This is a genomic window from Vibrio cyclitrophicus, assembly GCA_023206055.1.
GTDB classification, from domain to species: domain Bacteria; phylum Pseudomonadota; class Gammaproteobacteria; order Enterobacterales; family Vibrionaceae; genus Vibrio; species Vibrio cyclitrophicus_A.
This window is the reverse complement of sequence record CP065366.1, coordinates 1,691,931-1,710,375: the sequence shown is the minus strand read 5'-3', so window position 1 is coordinate 1,710,375 and position 18,445 is coordinate 1,691,931. Positions and strand designations below refer to the sequence as shown.

Sequence of the window (18,445 nt, the reverse complement as noted above, 5' to 3'; positions counted from 1 at the left end):
CAGAAACTCCGTTATCACTCACAAATACTGCCCATATATTTTAGATTTCTTGCTTATCAACAAACCGACGTCTGTTCCAAATAATGATTTTTTAATTCTGTTCTAGATGACCATTTTAAATTTAGTCATTTCAGCAAGATAAGAGCCACGTAAGCTAACACAGCTCTTACCCACGATGAACAGATTGAGATCAATTAATCTTTCTGATTCAGTAATCTTTCAAATTCATCAATTTGAACTTTGACCATATCGATGCTTTGTTGCCAAAAATCGGCTTCAGTCAGATCCATTCCAAGGTGTTTTTGTACCACTTCTTCTGCCATCATGCTGCCAGTATCACGAAGCAATGAGACATAATCGCCGTAGAATTGTTCGCCCTTAGAATCACGTTGTGCGTAAACGCCTTTACTGAATAAGTAACCGAACAGGTATGGGTAATTGTAGAAGCTCACTTGAGAGATGCTGAAGTGCAGCTTACTCGCCCAGAAGTAAGGGTCGGCTTCTGTCATTGCATCGCCGTACCAATCTTTCCAAGTCGTTTCCATTAAGTCACACAGCTGCTTAGCTGTTAGTTCGCCTTTTTCACGCTGCTCGTAGAAGGCTTTCTCAAACTCAAAACGAACGGGAATGTTCACCATTAATGCCAAAGAAGAAGAAAGCTCTTCCCACAGCATTTCCAATTTTTCATTTCGTGTTTGTGCTTGCTTCAACAAGTGGTCACGAACAATATTCTCAGCAAAGATCGAAGCGGTTTCTGCTAGCGTCATTGGGTAGCGAGTTTGACACAGTGGCATGTCTTTCATCACCCAGTTGTGGAAAGCGTGGCCCAATTCATGAGCTAATGTCATTAGATCTGAGCGACTACCATTCCAAGTCATGAAAACTAATGGCGTGCGAGTGGCTGCAAACTTAGTACAGTACGCACCTAGGCGTTTGTTCGCAGCAGGCGCGGCATCAATCCAACCGTTCTCAACCATTAATGTGACAAAATCAGACATCTCTGGATTGACTTCAGCGAAGGCGGTTTTAATCACTTCGATCGCTTCATCAAATGGATAAACTTTAGATTCGCTGTCACCGAGTGGTGGCATAGCCGCTAAATGGTTCCAAGGCTTCATTTCATCCAAGCCGTGAACTCTTGCCATCAATAGACCCGCTTTCTGGCCTACTGCGCGATTGGCTTTTGCAACCGACATCATAGTATCTAGCGTTTCTGGCACAATGCGGCTACCGTGTAGGCTTGGATCAAGGAAATGCACGTCGCTTATTTTCGAGCGCTTTTTGTTTTCAGTCAGTCGCCAACCTGCCAATGCATTTAGAATCGAAGCAAACGACTCTTGATGCGTTTTCATTGCACCTTGAACCGCGCGCCATGCCGGTTCTTGTTTGTCGAATTCGCTGCCATACAACAAACTCGCGGCTTGTGAAAAACCTAGAGCTTCGTCTTCACCGTCCAGCTTTAGTGACAGTTTTAAAGAACCCGTCAGGTTATCGTATAAACGACCCCATGCATCGCGGCCATCGACTTTCATCGCAGCTAGTAACTGCTCTTCAGCAACACTGAGTCGGCTGCTTGATAACTTACGCGAGCTTTCAATCGCAAAGCGTTGCCCTGCTACATCTGCGCTGTCATGCTCTAATACTGCATCAATAAATTCTGGTTCTGCGTGAATTAGCATGTCTTCGTAAGGGCTGAACGCTTGAGACATTTCAGAGTTTAGCTTCGCAACACGACCAAGCAGTGCTTTGGCTTCTGTGTGTGTCGCGTCGACCGATGCGTGGCAATTAGCGAAGGTGTTGATCGTACTGAGTAACGTGCCTGCCGCTTCTGAAGTTTGAATCGCGTTTTGCATCGCTAGAATGATATGACGCTTTTCAACGTGTAGGTTCAACAATTCAATACACTGCTGAATGAGTTCAATGTCCTGTTCGATTTTTGCATCATTAAGATCGCTATAAGCAATGCTTAGATCCCAACTTGGTGTTGTCATGACTAAATTCCTTTCACGTAGGTAGTAATACCAATCTGGTATAGCGGCTGTAAACGTCGCTTTATACTTCTATTTATATTTCTGTTTCAATTTACAGGTCTAATAGATTGTTAATTCTTAAACTGTGTATTTTTAACACTCAGAGAACAGGCAGCCCTATCGATTTGACGCTAATAAAGCTCTGTGCAAACTGAGTAATTTGAATATGAGTTATCGACGCGTTTTCTATCGATAACTTCGAGTACAAACTCGGGTTTTTCCAATCAATATCAAGGCAGTGCGCTAACAATATGCGAATCACACCACCATGAGTAACCAACAATATATTGTCACTTGGATCGTTCAAAAGTTGCGACCAAGCTTGAGTTACTCTGTCGTGGAAACCTTGTAAACTTTCTGCACCCGTTAATTGATGATTCGCAGGAGCTTGCCAAAAGGTTTCTAGCATCTCCCACTTGTCTTCAAGTTCATCAAATGGAACACCATCTACTTCACCGAAGTTCATTTCCTGAAAACCTGTTACAACAGACAAAGGCAAAGACATACGCTGTGCAGACAAGTTCGCGAGGTCACTACATCGTCTTAGTGGTGAAGTAACTATGCTCTCAAAGGTAATGTCTTGTGTAACGAGCGCCTCGCCTATCTGTTGTTGAAGATCTGCGTTAACCAACACATCAGATAAACCATTGAGTGCTGCTTTCCCTTCAACTTTGCCATGTCTTAGCAAATAGATGTTTTTGGTTGTTCCGTTGACCATGAGTTAGACCTAACCTTGAGTATCAAGCGAATGATTAGATGGTTTTAAGCGCAGTGGCAATCCGGCGGCTATCAACGTAACTCGTTCGACAACGCGAGCCAATGCTTGGTTCATTCGCCCAGCATTGTCGACAAACAAGCGCGACACTTTACCCAGTGGCACCACGCCCAAACCGACTTCGTTAGACACCATGATAATGTGTGCTGGGCTTTGTTCCACGCTTCTAATCAAAGCTTCAATCACAACTTCAACCTGTTCATTGGTTGCGTCATCACCCAATTCAAAGATGATGTTGTTCAGCCACAAGGTTAGGCAATCAATCAGCACCACATCATCTTGGTCAAAAGACTGCAGTTTTTCAGCTAACTCAACGGGTACTTCATGCTCAATCCACTGTTTCCCACGACGTTGTTGATGGTGCGCTATTCGCTCTCGCATTTCGTCATCAAGATACGTCGCTGTCGCAATATAATTGAGGCGTCCATTTGAACATGCTTCAAGCGCACATAATGCTTGTTGCTCTGCAAAACTCGACTTACCAGAACGAGCTCCACCCAATACCAGGTGGCTGTTTCGCTGGCTTGTTTGATTAGTTTGATTCATGTTAGTCATAGGAAGCCGTTATAGAAAACCATTGTAAAATGCAGTAATGAATACAAGATAAATCAGTAACTCCATTAACTGTTGAGCAGCCCCCAAGCAGTCACCAGTAAAGCCACCAATTCGAGCCGTTAACCACTTTTTGAAACCTGTTCTGAACAGATAGGCAACGACAGATAAAATCAAAGCGAATTCAAGACCAAACCACAGACTAGGCAGTACGCCTACAAGCAAGAGAAAAACGAGCTCGCCCTTAGTTTGCTTGTTGGCCAATGGCTTGCTTTTACTGGTATCCAAGTCGCTAACATAAGGCATGTCGTAAATCAGCGATGCAGCAATCGCACGGCTAAAGGTGTAGCTCGTCACAATGACCAAAAACAATCCAGTCATGCTGACGAGTTCATTGAGCAAAACCCACTTGCCAAGCAGAGCCATGATCAGCGCAGACGCGCCGTATGTACCGATGCGGCTATCTTTCATGATGGTCAAGCGGCGTTCTAAAGTCATGCCACCACCAATGCCATCCGCCATGTCGGTCAAACCGTCCTCATGGAAAGCGCCAGTGAGCATCAAGCTAAAACTCATCATCAAAAAGATGGCCACTGCACTCGGCAGTATGGCATCGAGTAGCAAGAATACACCGCCACACAGAACACCAAGTAACAAACCAACCGTTGAAAAGTAGCGCCCAGAACGGTTCATTCGCTCTGATGAATAAGGGGTATCCTTTGGCATCGGCAAACGAGAAAAGAAGCCCATTGCCAACGAAAACAGCTCCCACTGATAAGTGACTCGATCTTTCAAAGACCTTTCTGGTGCATCACTCATTAAACCGTGACTCCCGCACTTTCGAAGCTCGCCATGTTGTTATAGAACTCGGCTGCCGCACGAATAATTGGCATAGCCAAAGCTGCGCCTGTACCCTCGCCTAACCTCAATCCAAGATCGAGCAGAGGTTCAGCGTCTAGCAGCTCTAACAAAATTTTGTGCCCTGACTCTTCAGAGCGATGTGCAAAGATCATATAGTCACGGCAATTCGGTTCAATTAAGGTCGCGACATACGCCGCGACTGACACGATAAAACCATCGACCAATACCGGTGTTCTATTTTGGTATGCACCAAGGAAACCACCGACCATTTGAACGATTTCATAGCCACCGACTTGAGCCAAAACCGATTTAGGATCGAGTCCTTTGCAGCGAGCTACGCCCTGCTCAACCACCGCTACTTTTCGTGCTAACTGTTCGTTGTTGATACCAGTGCCTAGGCCAACACACTCCGCTGCAGCACGATTCGACAATGCACTTAAGATCGCTGATGCGCTGCTGGTATTACCGATGCCCATTTCACCAAACATGATGATATTGGTGTCGTTCGAGATAGTTTTTGAAACAAGTTTCGCACCCAAATCTATACCTCGTTCCACCGTTTCCAAGTTCATTGCCGCTTCATTGGCAAAGTTATTGGTCCGTGTACCCAAGCGCTGAGAGATCAACATGTCACTGTCAGATTTCACAGGCAACAATATACCCGTATCTACTACCGTGATATCGATGTTGTTCACCGTACAGAAGCAATTGATCGCCGCGCCACCGCTCAAGAAGTTCAACACCATCTGTTGCGTGACGGCACTTGGAGCAATGCTCACACCTTCATCTGCTATGCCATGGTCGCCAGCAAAAATGATGATACTTGGCTTATTCAATTCAATGTGTTCCACCGCAGCTTCTTTGCCTTGGCTCTGAATCAATGCCAGTTGATGTGCGATTTTTTCTAATAAGCCAAGCGCACCGAGTGGTTTGGTTTTTTGGTCAATTCGGTGTTGGATGTACTGCGAGTATTGGGTATCTAACATAGTTTTTAAAAACGCTTATTCTGGGTACATTAATTTAGGAATGGCTATTTAGGACGAGCGACAGAGAACACATTGGAAAGCGTGGCGTATTCACCGCCACCAAGTCTAGACAGTGGGTCCAATGCTAACGCATCAACCTTAAGACGTTCACTCTCTTTATCGATCACATCTTCAGCAATGTACACGGTTTCGATTTGAGCAAAAATAAGGCTTTGTGGCACTTCTCCAACCTCTTTCACTTCGTACAAGGTGCAGCCAAAAGCGACCGCACACTCCTTCACTCTAGGTAAAGAAAAGCCTTCAAACTCAACCAACTCGATATTATTCGCGGTTACTTCAGATTCACCGTGATCGAGAGTCGCTGCTGTTGCTGTCATTGTTTCTGCAGAATTTGAAGAAGCAATGTGAATCACCAGTTTACCTGTTTCAAGGGCATTACGAGTGGTGTCTTTGATTTCGCCCGATGGCTTCTTCCCAACCGATAACATCAGTAGCGGCGGATTGCTGGAAACAGGCGTGAAATAAGAGAAAGGCGCTAGGTTGTACTCTTGTTCAGAAGATTCCGTCAATGCCCACGCAATAGGGCGAGGAACAACGGTTTGTGTCATCAGGTGATAGATCTGAGTGGGAGCTAGAGTATCAAGCTTGAGGTTCATAGCACGTCCTTGGTCTATGTGAATTACGACTCAGTTTACGTGTTAAGCAAAGCTGTATCTATGGCTATATGACGGAAACCGCAGAGAGTGTTCTTAATTTGAGCAGTTCAAGGCCACTTTTCTCAAATTGAGAATCAAAAAGACAACATGGTCTGAGGTTAGACACCGCCAAAACCAAAAATCAATCACTTACGTTTTGGCATCGATTATGCTTTAACTAATTTAACTTACTAACCTCTCCTTTTAGTAAGTTAAGCAAATAGCTTTTCAATCCCTCTCAATTGATAAGTTAGACTTAAAGTAAGTTGAGCAACATCGTAAAAAATAAAGTGACTGCCATCACTTAGCTTCAAAGAGTCGACTACAAGCAACAAAGCAAAGAAACTAAGATTTAGGAGGTGTAATGATTCCAAACTCAAGTAAAAGAAAACCTAATAAGTCCGGTAAGAAAGCTAGCAAAAAGGTAAGGAAAATCCCACTATCCTTCACCTAATAAGTTGTAAAGAAAGTAACAAAGCCCGTCGCCCAACGGGCTTTGTTATATTTAAAGCCTAACTTAAATTTCAAACCAAACGAAATCACCTCTTTTTCCATAAACCGGAGCCCGCTCCTAAGCTACTGACCACTCGTTTAACAAATTTTTATTCGCTTAAAATTCAAACACTGTTTATATTAAACAAGCACTTGTGCAGTGAATAAGGGATTAGAATGAGCATTTCTGGAGACAAAACATCGGTCGTGGTGGCCGGTGCAACAGGGCTAATTGGTCATCATGTGATGAAGTTGCTCATCGATGAACCAGCGGTTGATCATATCTATGCCCTATCCCGAAGAGCATTAGACTCACAATTTGACTCCACCAAGCTCCACACTCTTATTCACAGTGACCTGCAAGTTACCTGTTGGGATGACGCGAATGCGACGCCTAATCTTGGCGTTATCTGCTTAGGTACGACCAAGAAAAAGGCAGGCTCAAAAGAAGCGCTTCGCAAAATTGATGTCGAACTGGTTAGCCAAGTAGCACAGTCGATGAAGTTTCTTGGAGTTCAACGCGTGGCGGTCGTTTCTAGCTATGGCGCTTCACTAGATTCCTATTCCCACTACCTAAAGTGCAAGGGGCAAATGGAACAAAATTTGATGCGCATTGGCTTCAAGCAGCTTTTCATCGCACGTCCTGGTCCGCTGGTGGGTGAACGTGATGAACCAAGAGCTGATGAAAAACTCCTGCAAAGTCTCTTTCCTCTGCTGTCTCCGTTTATGTTTGGTAAGTTCAAAAATCTTCGACCTATTCAGTCGAAAGACGTAGCCAAAGCAATGTTGTTCCGATTATTCGAAAATAATTTCCAAAATATCGAAATTTACTCATCGAGTGACATGCTCAATTTATTAGCAAAATATCGCTAAAAAGCTCACCTATTCATCACAATGTTGAATATCCACCCATCCTATTGAGTGGATATTACTTATCGTTCTATTAAATTACTTTTCCTTATTTTACGTTTTATTACAGGTCGCTACTGTAGCTAACAGTATTTGCGCCCATATATTTAATCGCGCTATCGATATAAAGAAATTCATAAGGAAAACAAATGTCATTTTCAGCTATCGCTGCCTTATCGGTATTCACTGGTATCCTCTTCTTTCTCTACGGACAGCAGAAAAAAGAAAACACACTTTCTCGTCTCGTTCTATTAGGTTTGGTTTTTGGTAGTGCTTTCGGATTAGGCTTACAGCTGCTACTGGGTGAAGGCAACCCGGCCATCAAAGAAACGTTGGATTGGGTAAATGTTGTCGGCAGCGGCTATGTTGGCCTACTAAAAATGGTGATCATGCCATTAGTATTGGTTTCAATGATTGCGGCAGTGGTGAAGCTTGAGAAAGGTGGGTCACTGGGCAAGATTTCTGGTATCACTATTTCAGTATTATTGGTAACCACAGCGATCTCTGCGATTGTGGGTATTGCTGTGGCTCAAGCATTCGGTCTTTCGGCAGAAGGCCTAACAGAAGGTGCTCGTGAAACGGCTCGTATCGCAACACTAGAAAACCGCATGGGAAGTGTGTCTGACCTAACGATTCCACAAATGCTGGTTAGCTTCATTCCAACTAACCCGTTTGCAGATCTAACCGGTGCTCGTTCAACTTCAATCATCGCGGTGGTTATCTTCGGTGTGCTAACAGGTATCGCTGCTCGTAAAGTGATGGCAGAGAAAGAAGAGTTGGAATCACCAATTCGCACTTTCGTTGAAGCGGCTCAATCTATCGTAATGCGCTTAGTTAAGATGATTATGGCACTAACGCCATACGGCATCGCTGCGTTAATGGCGAAAGTTGTAGCAACATCAAGTGCTTCTGACATCCTAAGCTTACTGGGTTTCATCGTTGCTTCTTACGTCGCAATCATCCTGATGTTCGTTGTCCACGGTGTGTTGGTCTCTTTTGTTGGTGTAAACCCGAAAGAGTACTTCCAAAAAATCTGGCCTGTACTGACATTTGCTTTCACGTCTCGTAGTTCTGCAGCAACAATTCCACTGAACGTTGAAGCTCAAATCACTAAGCTAAACGTGCCACCAGCGATTGCTAACCTGTCTGCTACTTTCGGTGCAACAATTGGCCAAAATGGCTGTGCAGGTATCTACCCTGCAATGCTAGCAGTTATGGTTGCGCCAACAGTCGGCATCGACCCAATGGACATCAACTTCATTCTGTCTCTGATTGCGATTATTACAGTGAGCTCATTCGGTATCGCGGGTGTGGGTGGCGGTGCAACGTTCGCTGCACTTATCGTATTACCAGCGATGGGCCTTCCAGTGACTATCGCTGCACTGCTTATCTCTATCGAGCCGCTTATCGATATGGCACGTACAGCGCTTAACGTATCAGGTGCAATGACAGCCGGTACTATCACAAGTCGCCTATTGGGTAAGAAAGACAAGCAACAAGATCTGGAGCAAGCGAACGCTTAATCGGTTCGATTGATTTAATAACTTGAGTCTCGTTAAACAAAAAACCGATGCACATGCATTGGTTTTTTATTATCTGTTGTTTATAACGTTTGTTACTTCACACCTAACTAAACTTAGATCATCAGTTGAATCACTTTTTCGGCAAGTGCTTCATCGTCATCTTCACTCAACCCGCTGATACCGAGAGCACCAATCACCTGCCCTTGATGTTCAATTGGAACACCACCTTTGAAACCAGTGATCTTAGAGTCGGTCCAGTAACTTAAATCTTTACCGGTTTCTCTCGCCCAAGCACCTAAGTTACCACTTGGCTGTCTGTCTCTTGCAGACGTATAAGCTTTGTTCTGTGCTAACAATCCGGCTTGTACGCTCACATTATCCATACGAATAAACGCCAATAACTCACCGTGCGTATCACACACGCTCACCGCGATTGCTTGTTGATTACGCTCGGCAATGTTGAGAGCGCTAGACACAAGTTGCTGTACGATCTTTTGATTCAACATTCTCATTCCTTAAGGCAGCGCTTGACCACGTGAATACACGTATAAGTTGTACCACTCTTCACGCGACAGATTTATCTGAGTCGCGACTGCCGAAGCTTTGATTCGCTCTAGGTTAGTCGTACCAATAACAGGCTGAATACCTGCTGGATGACGAAGTAAAAACGCCAACACAATCGCTTCACTTTCTACGCCATATTGATTCGCTAGCTGAGCTACGTAATGCGCGGTCTTTTTCACGTTGTCATGTTCTGAATACAAACCTTGCTCAGCAAATCGACCTTGTGCCAAGCAGCCCCACGCTTGCAATTGAATGCCCTTCATTTGGCAATGCTCAAGTGTGCCTGCAGCAAAATCAGATTGATGGTGACCTTGCGAGTTAATCATCACGCCATCATTAAGCCAATCAAGCTTAGCCAAGCTCATCTCAACTTGATTTGCGACAATGGGTTGCCCGAGCGCAGATTGTAGGTACTGAATTTGGTGGCTGTTCATGTTAGAGACACCGAAGAAATCGACCTTGCCCTGAGCTTTCAAATCTTCTAGCGTTCTTGCTAGTTCATCGAGTTCCATCAAAGGATCGGGGCGATGTAGTAACAGCACGTCGAGCTTTTCAGTATTCAATCGGTTGAGAATGCCGTCTACCGATTGACTTACCCAATCTGCCGAGAAATCATAACGACCAACATTGCCCTCGCCTTCAAAACGAATACCACATTTAGATTGAATGAACATCTGATCACGTAATTCAGGAGCTTGCTGTAACGCTTGACCAAAAGCTTGCTCTGCTTTGCTGAAGGTATAAATGTCTGCATGGTCGAACAGGTTGATCCCTGACTCTAATGCTGTGTCGATTACGCTGCGTGTTTGCGCTACATCAGCCGCCGTTACTGGATTATCATTCCAGCCACCACCTAAGCCCATGCAGCCGTAGGCAACCTGCCCGACATTCGGTAGATAGTTTGATAACGGAATGCTCTTTTTATCATTCGTTTTATTTGTAGATTCAATGCTGTTCGTCATACCTGATCTCGCTTTGAAGATTTGATGCCAATAAATATGCCTCTATCATATTGTTCTTTTTAGAAAACAGAATATGCTAGTTACGAAATGATTGTTTGATATGACGAACAATAGAGCTGACCAATTTTGAAGGCATACGCACATGAACGAGCACAAGAGAATAGAACGACTGATCCTATTTGTGGAACTTGCTCAGCAACTTAACTTTACCAAAGCAGCAGAAAAGCTCGGTATCTCTAAGAGCTACCTTTCTGAGCAGATCAAACGTTTAGAGAATGATTTACAGTGCCCTCTTTTGGTCAGAACCACGCGCAGTGTTCGTTTAACTCAAGAAGGCGAACGCGCGTTACAACAAGGTTTAACGATTCGTTCTCAAGTGTTGCAGCTCGAGCGTAGTGTTTCGGAACAACACGACATCGTAAAAGGTCTATTGCGTCTCACCGCGCCAAAGATGTTTACTGAGGTATATCTATTCGATATCTGCCAACAGTTTAGGCAGCAATATCCAGAGATCCGTTTTGAGATAAATAGCAGCTACACCAACTTTAATCTCAACCAAGATGATATCGATATCGCGTTTCGCGCCACCAATACCCCACCGGACAACATGGTGGCGAAACATTTGATTAGCTATCAGCATGATTTAGTCGCAACGCCCGGTTATCTTGATCAATTTGGTCGTCCAACCAATGTGAGTGACTTAAGTGATCATCAATGCTTAGCAACGCTGCATCAAACCGAGTGGCCTTTAAAGTCTGCAAACATTGATGTGTCCGGCTGGCTTTCAAGTAATGACAATCACTTGCTTAAGCAACAAGCCATAGTAGGAAGCGGTATTATTCGTATCGCGAGTTACTACGTTGCGAAAGAGGTTGAGCTTGGAGAGTTAGAAAGAGTGCTGCCTAATGAATGTCTGCAACATGGCAACAGTATTTACCTGTTCTATCCGCAAGTTATTTATCCGGCAAAGAAACACCAAGTGTTCGTTAAATTTGTTCAGAATTACTTTGAAAGTTTAAGTCGATAAAATGATACACAGCTCACTAGGGCTTGTTGGTTTCATCTGACCAACATATTCGTCGTAGCGAGCTCGACTTCAACCTCTTCGGCTGAATGTTATACCAGTGAAAGCCGACTATATGGCCGATCCACTTTCTATTCTTAGTTCGTTTTATTATTTCTTGGTCTTACATTAATACCTAAATATTCACTCTACGAATCGTTTTTTATTGACTTAAAAATGAAATCATAACGACACACTAATTTGCGTAACTTAGGGGGCAAATAGGCAATCATATTATATTGCCTATCAGGAGGATGTATGAAACCAAATCGATCTACGGTACTCACTGGACATGTAAAGCATTGCCCATGCTGTTCTACCGAACTGGTCATTAAAGACCACATTCACGTGTGCCCGCGCAATGAAATTGGCGACTGTTACTTCGATGGCTATGACCAACACGAACAGCGCGCTAATACCGACTTCATCGATCATGCAAGTACCAATGATAGCCTTGTTTACGGCATGTCAGAGCATTAAGTGTTATTCCACATTTACTTAAGTCATTTCACGCAAAAAAAAATGCAGCGACAATCGAGTGATTGTTCGCTGCATTCTTAGATCCTGTAAACTTAGCTAGCCATTAGAATGGAGCTAGGTAAAACGGATTACCACATTAGATCATCTGGGATCACGAAGTCTTTGTACGGGTCATCTTCGTCTACTTCGTCTGTGCTACCTGCCTGCGTATCAACGATAGATTCTTCGTCGCGCATAGCAATCTTGTTCGCTACTGCTGTTGGAATCACAACATAGCTCTCGCCTTGACGAGCAATACTTAGAATGCCTTTACTTAGTTGCTTTTGAGTCAGCTCTTCTACGTAAAGGTATTTAACTAGCGTACCGTCGGTGAAGTTGTATTTGATCTCACCGTTCTTCTGTTCGATCTTGTTCATCTCAATCAGTTGCTTCACTTGAGCTTTAATTTCTTTGCTCAACTGCTGCTCTTTCAACTGTTGGTTTAGCTCTTTGTCTTTCGCTTGCTGCGCCAGTTTAGTTTCTTCAGCTGCCGCTTTTGCTTCACGAGACTGAACGCGAGACTTTTTAGAGCCTTTCTTCGCCTTCTTTAATTTTTTCTCATTTACCAAGCCAGCTTTAAGCATCTGCTCTTGGAGTGTTAACTTTGCCATGACTTTCCCAGTTCAGGATTAAAAACGGCACTATCATACCTGTTTTTAAGGTTTCTGTTTACTGAACAAGAACAAATTACAGAACAATCGCAAAATTTGTGCTGATAGCTCTAAGCTGCGTCCATATTCACTTCTTGTTGCTCACCACTTCCACTTTTCCCCGCCACACAGTTTTCACTTAAACACACTAACAATGCCTCACCTACCGACTCGAAACCATTAACTGACTCTATTATTCGCGCGCGTACCATTTATCATTCCAACAAGACAATATGCTAATTTTCAATGGTTAATCAATTTTATAAAACCTTGGCATATATCTCATATTTGAATAAATGCCATAGAGTTATAACTCCAATGTCATAACTCTTGACTACGTTATTCTAGACATCAATCAATAAGGATAACGTAAACGATGAAAACTCAATGGACTTGGTTAGCTGCACTTGTGGCATCCACATCAATCGCTTCGACCTCTGCGATAGCAGACACCGACGTGTATCTCACCAATAACACCAATCAAGTAATGACCATTCAAGCCAACCACAGCGGTACCGACCTGCTTCAACTCGGTGATGAGTGGCAACAGCATGTTGAACAGATTGGCCCTTGGGAGACGAAGAAGCTGATCAGTTTCAACCGCTGGACTGGTGTGAAATCTGGGAAGACCTATGAGTTTGACACTGTGGTATCGAACGCAGTGGGTGAGAGTGTCACGCTCAACCAAACCATGAAGGGACATTGGTATAACTCAACACTGCAACATGGTTTGAGCGCCGCAGACGTCAACCTAGCGTTGCATGACGATCGTAATATTCATCGCAGCACGACCGATGCATTCGGGGTCAATGCAGAGCTAGCACTTAAAGCCGATTCTACAGCGCGCTATGATGACATTTATTACACCATCACCCCGCCAAAAGTGGATGAGCAGCCAGAGCCGGATGCCAATACACTCAAGGTCATGACCTACAACATCTGGGCGCTGCCTGCCATTGCCTCGCACATCGGTGACCGTTATGACATTATCCCTCAATACGTAAAAGGCTATGACGTACTGGCGCTACAAGAGGTGTTTGCTAACGGCAGAGATGAGTTCTTGCGTGAACTTGCAAAAGAGTACCCGTACCAAACCAAAATGCTCGATAAAGATGGGATTAACATCCATGACGGCGGCGTAATCATTGTCAGCCGCTACCCTATCGTTAACGAAGCTCAGTATGTTTTCCCTGATTGTACCGGAACGGATTGCTTCGCAGACAAAGGGGTTAATTATGCCGAGGTTATCAAGAACGGTCAGGCTTACCATGTGTTTGGTACGCACACAGCATCGTTCGATACGGATACCGCTCGTGACTACCGACAGCGTCAATTTAAACAGATGCGTCAGCTTGCTCAATCACTGGAAATACCAACTTCAGAGACGGTTATTTACAGCGGTGACTTCAACGTGAACAAGCTGAAGTTCCCAGACGACTACCAACAGATGTTCGCTAACCTGCAAGCTGATGAACCAACCTACTCTGGTTACACCGCTTCAACCTTTGACCCACGCATCAACAACTTTGCGGGCGAACCTATGTCGGGTGGTGAGAACGTTGAGTATCTCGATTATGTGGTAGTGAGCTCAGAGTATGCAGCTAAAGCGCATAACGACAATCGCGTGGATGTTCCAAGATCAACAAGCAGTGAGTTATGGAAGCACTACAACCTTTCAGACCACTTCCCTGTTAGTGCTGTGATCAAGTAACCCGGTGAACCCATAATGCATCGAGTTATCTTAACCCTCATGCTCGTCTTAACGGCGAGCATTGTTAGCTATTCGTGGTCATCAAAATCCACTGAAACACCGCTATCTTCTGCTCAACACACAGAAGCTAAGCCACGTGTTTCTACGACAACTGCCGACGATAATTCCACACCAACTGCAACCAACAGTTCGGAAAATGCAGCATCACAGAACAAACAAGCCGAAGCTGAATCATCGGGCGGGGAAACGTATGCTGAAAATTTGACAGAGCTTGAAGGCAAGGCTCTATTCGATGAACTCGATGAGTTCTGGACGCTTTGCCAACAACGCAATGACTGCACTGAGCAACTGACACGATTGAAATCAGAGTTGCCGAGTATATGGTTTGAGTTGCTGAGCGACTATCCACAGCTCACAGTCGACTGGCAATTAACCCAAAGTACCATCCCTCTTGAATCCATAGAGACACTTGAAGAGCGTGTTGCCCTATTCAAACAATCTGCACAGCAAGTATGGGGAGAGTTGGCCCATCAGTTATTCGCAGACCAGTTTGCTCATCTGGATTTTACGCTTGACGCCAACACCCTTGAAGAGAACGAAGCGAGCCAGTTTTTGGCCAACTATCAAGATTTGCTTAACGAATGGCAAAACAATACGGGCACATTAAATGCCGAAACACAGCTTCAAAAATATGAGCTAGCTGTCTCTTTGATACCCACCAGTTATAGTCCTTCTGAGATAGTCTCAATCAAAACCGACCTTCAAGAGATCTACTTAGACGCAACAAAAGCCCATGATATTGCCGAGCGCGAACAACAAGTCGTACAACAAAAACAAACCGTGATGACTTATCACGAGCAACTGAGTCAACTCAAAGTAACGTTAAACGCTCGGCGAACCTCAAGTCATAACACTTGGGCTCAACAAGATTGGGACAGTTACTATCAGCAGCAAGTCACCGATTTCAGAGAACAGTTTTTTAGCAAGTAACGCTTTAACTTAAACCGTCACGAAACTGCGCGGGCGTTTTATTGAGCCAACCTTTAAACGCCCTTCTGAAATTTGCGGGGTCGCTATAACCGAGCCTTTCACCGATGTCATCAATGCTCATGGTTGTACCGAGTAATAGCTCTTTGGCCAGTTCCACTCGAACTTCGGTAAGCAATAATTGATAGCTGGAGTCATTGGTCACTAGCTCTCGCCTGAGTGTACGAGAGCTACAACCAAACTCTTCTGCGAGTTGTTCAATATTTGGGAAGCTACCTGCAGTTTGATAAAAGATCGTTTTGATTTGGTTAGTCAACAAATGTTCAGAGTCCAACGTATCGACTATCGATTGGCAAGACGCGAGATAACGCTTCAGTGTTGCAGCATCATGAGTCAACAAGGTTTGATCCAAAACCGAGGCATCAAAACGCAGCTCACAATGGTTTTGTTCAAAAATCACCGGACACTGGAAACGGTTATCATAAAGCTTGGCGTAGTTAGGGCGAACGTATGGTAAAGCCAGAGTGTGAATATCCAGATCATGGCCTGTCAGCTCTTTGAACAAAGAGACAATTGAACTCAGGAAATACTCACTGCAGAAAGGAAGTAGCTCTCCCACCTCAAAAGTATTTTCAATCTGGATCACCGCTTGTTCAGAATCTAAAAGCAATCTAACCGAGAAGATAGGCCCGTTTAAGCGCAGGTACTTAAAACCTGACTTGATGGCCTCCCCGACATTTTGACTGGCCGATAGTGCATAACCCAACACACCAAAGTGGCTCAAGCTAGCATGCTCTCCCAACCAAAGCCCTAAGCCATCGTGAGGAAAGCTCTGATTCGCCGCGCTAAATAACGAGAGCTTATCAGCGTAAGTCAGCTTTCCATTCAGGTCTCGCCAATCCATGTTCGGCAAACCCACATCATTGAGTAGTCTTTCAATATCGATACCTCGTTGCTCTAAGGTATTCATCAGCAGCGCGATATCTAATGTACCCAACTGATGCCGATGCCCGGTTGGCTTATACTCCGCGATAATCTCCAATCGTCTCTCCTTATATCGAGCCCATTCCCATAAACCTGACTACTCAGCCTCAACAACACATGCTAACAAAATCGTGATTGGTAACGCGCTCTTGTCCGAATATGACCTCCCAATTCTACGCTACTCATCGCACAATGGCTTTAATTGTTAAATTTATGTGAACCATCGCAATGATAAAAACGAACCCTGCCCCACACAGTTTGATTGATTCTAATGGTCAGCCGATCATTGGACATTTCGATGGCATCCCAAAACAACTGAACATCGAGAACTTTGACTACCGAAACTCGATGGACTCAAGAGCAAACCCTTGGCAGAAGCACTTCCACTATAAGCAATTCCAGTTTGCCAGCATCGTCACCGACACGCACATTATCGGCGTCGCTATCGCGGATATTCGCTACTTGGGCTCAGCGTTTTGTTATGTCTACAACATCGAGAACAACCATCTAGAAGAGTCATCTTGGTTGAGGCCATTAGGGTTTGATAAGCATGTTACACCTTCACCATTTGAAGGAAAGACAAGCATTGCAAGCCAAAGCATTGCTTTCGATATCGAAGGCAGACAATGGCAAGTTCGCTTGAATACCAAACTCATCAAGGCCGATATCGCTTTAGAGCTTGAAGCCGACAGCTTGCCCTTGGCGATGTGCAGCCCAACGGGCTATTCAGGTTGGACTTACACCCAAAAGCACAATGCTTTGCGCATCAGCGGCGACATCCAAATCAAGGGAACATCATTAACCCTCACGCAAGCTCGTGCCGGTTATGACTTTTCAGCGGGATACATGAGGCGCGAAACCAGTTGGCGCTGGGCAAGCATCAACACGCAATCCAATGGCACTGATATTGGCTTGAATCTCGCGGCGGGCGTCAATGAAACCGGAGGCTGCGAAAACGTATTGTGGGTCAATGGAACCAGACACTTGCTTAACCCGGTACAGTTTACGTTCAGTCGCCAAGACACGAACTTACCTTGGCAGATAACATCACAAGATGGACGTATAAACCTGACATTTACGCCCTTAAATAACCGCAGCGAAAAGCTCAATTTATGGATCTTAAAGAGTAACTTTCGTCAGTTCATTGGTCACTTTTCTGGCTCGATTGAAGACAACAATGGAGTGACACATCAACTCGATGGTGTTCTTGGTCTAACAGAAGATCACTTTGCCCGCTGGTAGCGAAACTCTGCTGATTGAATCTCAGACGATCGAGTCTAAGTAAACTTGATACTAAAAACGCGTATGGCGTCTCAACAAGGATAAAACATGAATATCGACGCATTAATCAATCACCCAGAATGGCTACTGCTTGTATTAGCGCCCTTGTTCATGGTGTGCATGTTGGCTGAGTATTTTATCGGTCAGAAGCAAGGTCGATTACCAGATAACTCGAGCTATAAACTTTCAGAAGTAATGTGTAACTTCACGCTGGCGGGAATGCACCAACTCTCCGATTTGCTCACCGGGTTATTGGTCGTTCAGCTGTATCTATGGCTGTTTGGTTGGCGCTTGATGGACATTGAAATGGGCGTGCTGAGTTTTGTAGTATTGATGGTGTTGCAAGACTTTTGCTATTACTGGTTCCATAGAGCAAGCCATCGTGTTCGCTGGATGTGGGCAGCACACGTCGCGCACCACAGTTCAGAAAGCATGAACTTCAGTACGGCTTTCCGTCAAAGCTTAATGTATCCACTTGCTGGGATGTGGCTTTTCTGGGTACCGTTGGTCATCATAGGTTTTGAGCCTAAGTGGGTCATCTTTGTGGTGCTTCTAAATCTAGGTTTGCAGTTCTTTGTCCATACACAATGGATACGAAGCTTGGGGCCACTTGAATACATCTTTAATACCCCTTCGCATCATCGAGTACATCACGGCAAAAACCCGCAATACATCGATAAGAACTACGCAGGTGTTTTGATCATTTGGGATAAGTTGTTTGGTACGTTCGAACCGGAAGTTGAAACCGTACGTTACGGCGTCACCAAGCCAGTAAACAGTTTTAACCCGATAGTGGTCACCTTTCAAGAATGGAAGGCCATATTCAAAGATTTGGAGAACCGGGAGCTAACCATGAAACAAAAAGTGCGATTGATACTCTCGCCTCCTTCAGACTAATCAA

The 18,445-nt window shown here is 44.5% G+C and carries 19 protein-coding genes; 8 read left to right on the top strand and 11 right to left on the bottom strand.

What is annotated here, in order from left to right; genetic code table 11:
• Positions 1-194 precede the first annotated feature (194 nt).
• From ITG09_07685 to ITG09_07660, 6 genes are all read right to left on the bottom strand, one after another.
• Positions 195-1,991 carry a M3 family oligoendopeptidase gene (locus ITG09_07685; protein UPR53492.1) on the bottom strand — a complete coding sequence of 599 codons (1,797 nt, stop codon included), beginning with the start codon at positions 1,989-1,991 and terminating at the stop codon, positions 195-197.
• Between the two features lie 139 nt (positions 1,992-2,130).
• Complete coding sequence (locus ITG09_07680; GenBank protein ID UPR53491.1) at positions 2,131-2,748, bottom strand: histidine phosphatase family protein; 618 nt, start codon at positions 2,746-2,748, stop codon at positions 2,131-2,133.
• Between the two features lie 9 nt (positions 2,749-2,757).
• Positions 2,758-3,360, bottom strand: a complete 603-nt coding sequence (cobU, locus tag ITG09_07675; GenBank protein ID UPR53490.1) for a bifunctional adenosylcobinamide kinase/adenosylcobinamide-phosphate guanylyltransferase — start codon at positions 3,358-3,360, stop codon at positions 2,758-2,760.
• Positions 3,361-3,369: 9 nt separating this feature from the next.
• The gene (locus ITG09_07670; GenBank protein ID UPR53489.1) at positions 3,370-4,176 is read right to left on the bottom strand and encodes an adenosylcobinamide-GDP ribazoletransferase; all 807 of its coding nucleotides are present in this window, start codon (positions 4,174-4,176) and stop codon (positions 3,370-3,372) included.
• The gene (gene cobT / locus ITG09_07665; GenBank protein UPR53488.1) at positions 4,176-5,204 is read right to left on the bottom strand and encodes a nicotinate-nucleotide--dimethylbenzimidazole phosphoribosyltransferase; all 1,029 of its coding nucleotides are present in this window, start codon (positions 5,202-5,204) and stop codon (positions 4,176-4,178) included. Before cobT ends, ITG09_07670 begins: the two co-directional genes overlap by 1 nt.
• A 44-nt stretch (positions 5,205-5,248) precedes the next feature.
• Positions 5,249-5,860 carry a flavin reductase family protein gene (locus ITG09_07660; protein UPR53487.1) on the bottom strand — a complete coding sequence of 204 codons (612 nt, stop codon included), beginning with the start codon at positions 5,858-5,860 and terminating at the stop codon, positions 5,249-5,251.
• Positions 5,861-6,568: 708 nt separating this feature from the next.
• Between ITG09_07660 and ITG09_07655 the strand changes: the two genes are divergently transcribed.
• Both ITG09_07655 and ITG09_07650 read left to right on the top strand, forming a co-directional pair.
• On the top strand, positions 6,569-7,264 hold the full coding sequence (locus tag ITG09_07655; GenBank protein ID UPR53486.1) for an NAD(P)H-binding protein: 696 nt from the start codon (positions 6,569-6,571) through the stop codon (positions 7,262-7,264).
• Between the two features lie 185 nt (positions 7,265-7,449).
• Positions 7,450-8,823, top strand: a complete 1,374-nt coding sequence (locus tag ITG09_07650; protein UPR53485.1) for an L-cystine transporter — start codon at positions 7,450-7,452, stop codon at positions 8,821-8,823.
• Between the two features lie 113 nt (positions 8,824-8,936).
• Here the strand turns inward: ITG09_07650 and ITG09_07645 are convergent, their stop codons facing one another.
• Together ITG09_07645 and ITG09_07640 are read right to left on the bottom strand one after the other, a co-directional pair.
• Positions 8,937-9,329: a heme-binding protein gene (locus ITG09_07645; GenBank protein UPR53484.1), complete on the bottom strand. Its 393-nt coding sequence runs from the start codon at positions 9,327-9,329 to the stop codon at positions 8,937-8,939.
• A gap of 9 nt (positions 9,330-9,338) precedes the next feature.
• The gene (locus ITG09_07640) at positions 9,339-10,349 is read right to left on the bottom strand and encodes an aldo/keto reductase (protein ID UPR53483.1); all 1,011 of its coding nucleotides are present in this window, start codon (positions 10,347-10,349) and stop codon (positions 9,339-9,341) included.
• A 142-nt stretch (positions 10,350-10,491) separates the two neighbouring features.
• Here ITG09_07640 and ITG09_07635 point away from each other — a divergent pair, with 142 nt between their 5' ends.
• Positions 10,492-11,376 carry a LysR family transcriptional regulator gene (locus ITG09_07635; protein ID UPR53482.1) on the top strand — a complete coding sequence of 295 codons (885 nt, stop codon included), beginning with the start codon at positions 10,492-10,494 and terminating at the stop codon, positions 11,374-11,376.
• 294 nt (positions 11,377-11,670) lie between these two features.
• Positions 11,671-11,892: a hypothetical protein gene (locus tag ITG09_07630; protein UPR53481.1), complete on the top strand. Its 222-nt coding sequence runs from the start codon at positions 11,671-11,673 to the stop codon at positions 11,890-11,892.
• A 128-nt stretch (positions 11,893-12,020) separates the two neighbouring features.
• On the opposite strand, the gene ITG09_07625 is transcribed toward ITG09_07630, so the two are convergent.
• Together ITG09_07625 and ITG09_07620 are read right to left on the bottom strand one after the other, a co-directional pair.
• Positions 12,021-12,542: a DUF2058 domain-containing protein gene (locus tag ITG09_07625; GenBank protein ID UPR53480.1), complete on the bottom strand. Its 522-nt coding sequence runs from the start codon at positions 12,540-12,542 to the stop codon at positions 12,021-12,023.
• 110 nt (positions 12,543-12,652) lie between these two features.
• On the bottom strand, positions 12,653-12,793 hold the full coding sequence (locus tag ITG09_07620) for a hypothetical protein (GenBank protein UPR53479.1): 141 nt from the start codon (positions 12,791-12,793) through the stop codon (positions 12,653-12,655).
• Positions 12,794-12,957: 164 nt separating this feature from the next.
• On the opposite strand from ITG09_07620, the gene ITG09_07615 reads away from it, so the two are divergent.
• Together ITG09_07615 and ITG09_07610 are read left to right on the top strand one after the other, a co-directional pair.
• On the top strand, positions 12,958-14,292 hold the full coding sequence (locus ITG09_07615; protein UPR53478.1) for a sphingomyelin phosphodiesterase: 1,335 nt from the start codon (positions 12,958-12,960) through the stop codon (positions 14,290-14,292).
• A gap of 39 nt (positions 14,293-14,331) precedes the next feature.
• On the top strand, positions 14,332-15,282 hold the full coding sequence (locus ITG09_07610; GenBank protein ID UPR53606.1) for a chromosome partitioning protein ParA: 951 nt from the start codon (positions 14,332-14,334) through the stop codon (positions 15,280-15,282).
• A 4-nt stretch (positions 15,283-15,286) separates the two neighbouring features.
• Here ITG09_07610 and ITG09_07605 read toward each other — a convergent pair whose 3' ends face one another.
• Positions 15,287-16,321 carry an AraC family transcriptional regulator gene (locus ITG09_07605; GenBank protein ID UPR53477.1) on the bottom strand — a complete coding sequence of 345 codons (1,035 nt, stop codon included), beginning with the start codon at positions 16,319-16,321 and terminating at the stop codon, positions 15,287-15,289.
• A 170-nt stretch (positions 16,322-16,491) separates the two neighbouring features.
• On the opposite strand from ITG09_07605, the gene ITG09_07600 reads away from it, so the two are divergent.
• Both ITG09_07600 and ITG09_07595 read left to right on the top strand, forming a co-directional pair.
• A complete protein-coding gene (locus tag ITG09_07600) occupies positions 16,492-17,505 on the top strand; it encodes a DUF2804 domain-containing protein (protein UPR53476.1) in 1,014 nt (337 codons plus the stop codon).
• A gap of 87 nt (positions 17,506-17,592) precedes the next feature.
• Positions 17,593-18,441: a sterol desaturase family protein gene (locus tag ITG09_07595; GenBank protein ID UPR53475.1), complete on the top strand. Its 849-nt coding sequence runs from the start codon at positions 17,593-17,595 to the stop codon at positions 18,439-18,441.
• Positions 18,442-18,445 lie beyond the last annotated feature (4 nt).